1 rRNA gene is annotated in these 577 nt (G+C 40.2%); it reads left to right on the forward strand.

The features are described from left to right. Window positions 1-157 precede the first annotated feature (157 nt). Window positions 158-577: ribosomal RNA gene (locus tag ACZ267_RS12770) — 23S ribosomal RNA — on the forward strand; the annotation flags it as partial.

Genomic DNA, 577 nt, shown 5'->3' on the forward strand with positions numbered 1-577 from the left:
TTGTACATTGAAAACTAGATAAGTAAGTAAAATAGATTTTACCAAGCAAAACCGAGTGAATTAGAGTTTTAAAGCTTGAATTCATAAGAAATAATCGCTAGTGTTCGAAAGAACACTCACAAGATTAATAACGCGTTTCCTGTAGGATGGAAACATAGATTAAGTTATTAAGGGCGCACGGTGGATGCCTTGGCACTAGAAGCCGATGAAGGACGTTACTAACGACGATATGCTTTGGGGAGCTGTAAGTAAGCGTTGATCCAGAGATTTCCGAATGGGGAAACCCAGCATGAGTTATGTCATGTTATCGATATGTGAATACATAGCATATCAGAAGGCAGACCCGGAGAACTGAAACATCTTAGTACCCGGAGGAAGAGAAAGAAAAATCGATTCCCTGAGTAGCGGCGAGCGAAACGGGAAGAGCCCAAACCAACAAGCTTGCTTGTTGGGGTTGTAGGACACTCTATACGGAGTTACAAAAGTATATATTAGACGAATCATCTGGAAAGTTGAATCAAAGAAGGTAATAATCCTGTAGTCGAAAATATATACTCTCTTGAGTGGATCCTGAGTA

It is taken from the genome of Staphylococcus sp. AC872 (assembly GCF_979255425.1).